Origin of the sequence: Kytococcus sp. HMSC28H12 (genome assembly GCF_001816045.1) — a bacterium.
Taxonomy (GTDB): Bacteria; Actinomycetota; Actinomycetes; order Actinomycetales; family Dermatophilaceae; genus Kytococcus; species Kytococcus schroeteri.
In genome coordinates this window covers 1-3,304 of sequence record NZ_KV824470.1, presented here as the reverse complement: position 1 = coordinate 3,304, position 3,304 = coordinate 1, and the positions used below count along the sequence as shown (strand labels likewise).

Below are 3,304 nucleotides of genomic sequence, written 5' to 3'. Positions count from 1 at the left end.
GCCGAGGCGGCGACCGCGTACGTGGCCGAGGTGCTCCGGGTGGCCACCCTCGAGCGCCCCGCGGCCGGGCGCTGGAACGCCGGCGGCGGGCGCACGGGCACGCACTCCGAGCAGCTGGGCTACCTGCTGGCCGAGATGCAGTCGGTGGCGCGGGCCCACCCCGGCGCCTCGTGGTGACCGGGGCGGACCTGCCGGCGGCCGGGGCGGGGCGCGCCCCGGTCGAGGAGGTGCTCCGGGCCCTGGAGTCGGTCCCCGACCCGGAGATCCCCGTCATCACGCTGGCGGACCTGGGCGTCCTGCGCTCGGTGGAGGCCGACGAGGACCGCGGCACGGTGCACGTGGTCATGACACCCACGTACTCCGGCTGCCCGGCCATGGAGGTCATGGAGGGCCAGGTGGCCCGCGCGGTGGCCCTGCGCGGCTGGGATCCCGAGGTGGAGCGCCGGCTCGACCCGCCGTGGACCACCGACTGGATGACCGACGAGGGCCGCGAGAAGCTGCGCGCCTTCGGCATCGCCCCGCCCGGCCCGGCCGGCGCAGCACGGTCCGGGCCCGCCGACGGGCCGGTGGGCCTGCAGCTGCAGGTGCGCCAGGTGCGCTGCCCGGCATGCGGTTCGGCGGACACCGAGGAGCTGGCCCGCTTCGGTTCCACCGCCTGCAAGGCCCTGCGCCGCTGCCGCGCCTGCCGCGAGCCGTTCGACGAGTTCAAGCCGCTGTGAGGCCCGCCGTCGTGACCCGACCCGAGAACACCCTGCGAGACCCTGGAGAGAGATGAGCCCCCTGAGCACCCCGACCCGACGCCGCGCGACCTTCCACCCCCTGAGGGTGGCCAGGGTCGAGCGGCTGACGGACACCTCGGTGGCCATCACCTTCGACGTGCCCGACGAGCTGGCCGAGGACTTCGCCTTCGAGCCCGGGCAGCACCTGACGCTGCGTGCCGAGATCGACGGGGTGGACGTGCGCCGGTCGTACTCCATCTGCCTGCCGCGCTCGCGCGCCCTGCGCGACAAGCACGTGCGCGTGGCGGTCTCCACGGTGCCACAGGGCGTGATGAGCAACTGGCTCGTGGACCACGTGTCCGAGGGGGACGAGCTGCAGGTGATGACCCCGATGGGCACCTTCGTGAACCCCTCGCAGCCCGATGCGGTGCGCCACCACGTGGCCATCGCGGCCGGTTCGGGCATCACGCCGGTCATGAGCCTGCTGGGCACCCTGCTGGAGGAGGAGCCCGGCTCGCGCGCCACGCTGATCTTCGGCAACCGCCGCACGGACTCGATCATGTTCCTCGAGGAGCTGGCGGACTACAAGAACCAGTACCCGGGGCGCTTCCAGCTGCTCAACGTGCTCTCCCGCGAGCCGCAGGAGGTGGAGCTGCTCCACGGCCGCATCGACGCCGAGCGGCTGGAGCGCATCTTCTCCACGCTGGTGCCGGTGGACCAGGTGGACCACTGGTACCTGTGCGGTCCGTTCGGGATGGTGGAGACCGCCCGCGAGCTGCTGGCGGCCAAGGGCGTCGCCGAGGAGGTCGTGCACCACGAGGTCTTCCACGTGGAGGACGCCCCGCCGCAGTCCGCCCCGGAGCCGGTGGACACCTCCGCCCCGCCGGAGGCCGTGGTGACCGTGACCCTGGACGGGCGCCGCAGCGAGGTGCCGATGCCGAGCCGGGACGGGGAGACCATCCTGGACGCCACCCTGCGCGAGCGGCCGGACGCGCCGTTCTCGTGCACCGGCGGCGTGTGCGGCACGTGCCGCGTCAAGGTGCTCGCCGGCGAGGTGCGCATGGACCGCAACTACGCGCTGGAGCCCGACGAGGTGGAGGCCGGCTACGCGCTGGCCTGCCAGAGCCACCCGGTGACGGACACCGCCGAGGTCGACTTCGACGTCTGAGGTCGTCGGTCCTCGGCCCTAGGGTTGCCGCGTGACCGCGAACCCCTCGACGACGCACCCCGTGCCGGACCGTGCTGCGCCCCACCCGGGCGAGGTGGACCCGTGGCCGGCGCTGTGGGCCCTGTGCCTGGGCTTCTTCATGGTGCTGGTGGACTCCACCATCGTGTCCATCGCCACCCCGGCGCTCATGGGCGAGTTCGACGCCACCGTGAGCCAGGTGGTCTGGGTGACCAGCGCCTACCTGCTCGCCTACGCGGTGCCGCTGCTGGTGACGGGGCGGCTGGGGGACCGGTTCGGGCCGCGCCGCATCTACCTGCTGGGCCTGGCGGTCTTCACGGCCGCGTCGGCCTGGTGCGGGCTGGCGCACAGCATCGAGGCGCTCGTCGCCGCCCGCGTGGTGCAGGGGCTCGGGGCCGCGCTGCTGAGCCCGCAGACGATGGCCGTGATGACGCGGCTCTTCCCCGGTGAGCGCCGGGGCCGGGCGATGGCGGCGTGGGGCGCGACCGCTGGCGTGGCCACGCTCGTGGGGCCGTTGCTCGGAGGGCTGCTGCTGGACTCGGTGGGCTGGGAGTGGATCTTCTTCGTCAACGTGCCGGTCGGGGTGCTGGCGTTCGTGCTGGCCGTCCGGCTCGTGCCGCGGTTCGAGCAGCGGGCGCACCGCTTCGACGGGCTGGGGGTGGTGCTCAGCGCCCTGGGCATGTTCCTGCTGGTGTTCGGCATCCAGGAGGGTCAGACCTACGACTGGGGCCGCATCATCGGCTGGGTGAGCGTGCCCCTGCTCATCGTCGCGGGCCTCGTGGTGCTCGGCGCCTTCGTGGCCTGGCAGGCGGTGCAGCGGGGCGAGCCGCTGGTGCCGCTGGGGCTCTTCGCGCACCGCAACTTCAGTCTGGCCAACCTGGCCATCACGACGGTGGGGTTCGCCACCATCGCCACCGCGTTCCCGATGATCCTGTACCTGCAGTCCGTGCGGGGCATGTCGCCGACGCAGGCCGCGCTCGTGCTGGCCCCCTCGTCCGTGGTCACGATGTTGCTGGCCCGCTGGGCCGGCGGTCTGGTCGACCGGCTGCACCCGCGGGTCCTGGCCACGGGCGGCCTGGTGGGCCTGGCGGCCGGCTACCTGCTGGCGGCCCTCACGATCTCCCCGGGCACCCCGTTGCTGCTGCTCCTGGCGCCGTGGGCGCTCATCGGGCTGAGCAGCTGCTTCGTGTGGGCGCCGCTGTCGGTCGCGGCCACGCGCACCCTGCCGCCGCACGCCATCGGGGCCGGGTCCGGCGTGTACAACACCACCCGGCAGGTGGGGTCGGTGCTGGGGTCGGCGGCCATCGCGGCCCTCATCGAGGCCCGGATGGCGGCGCACCTCGTGGGTGCGGGCGGGGCTCCGGGTGGCGCTCCTGCGTCGGGCGGCGGGGCCGACTCG

General features: G+C 73.9%; 4 protein-coding genes. All 4 read left to right on the top strand.

Features of this window, described 5'->3' with window-relative positions:
- Positions 1 to 21 precede the first annotated feature (21 nt).
- A complete protein-coding gene (locus tag HMPREF3099_RS06485) occupies positions 22 to 177 on the top strand; it encodes a Phenylacetic acid catabolic protein (RefSeq protein ID WP_371327516.1) in 156 nt (51 codons plus the stop codon).
- On the top strand, positions 171 to 719 hold the full coding sequence (gene paaD, locus HMPREF3099_RS06480; RefSeq protein WP_371327515.1) for a 1,2-phenylacetyl-CoA epoxidase subunit PaaD: 549 nt from the start codon (positions 171 to 173) through the stop codon (positions 717 to 719). Before HMPREF3099_RS06485 ends, paaD begins: the two co-directional genes overlap by 7 nt.
- A 52-nt stretch (positions 720 to 771) precedes the next feature.
- Positions 772 to 1,887, top strand: a complete 1,116-nt coding sequence (gene paaE / locus HMPREF3099_RS06475; RefSeq protein WP_070705236.1) for a 1,2-phenylacetyl-CoA epoxidase subunit PaaE — start codon at positions 772 to 774, stop codon at positions 1,885 to 1,887.
- A gap of 31 nt (positions 1,888 to 1,918) precedes the next feature.
- On the top strand, positions 1,919 to 3,304 hold a 1,386-nt coding region (locus HMPREF3099_RS06470), incomplete at its 3' end, for a DHA2 family efflux MFS transporter permease subunit (RefSeq protein WP_371327514.1).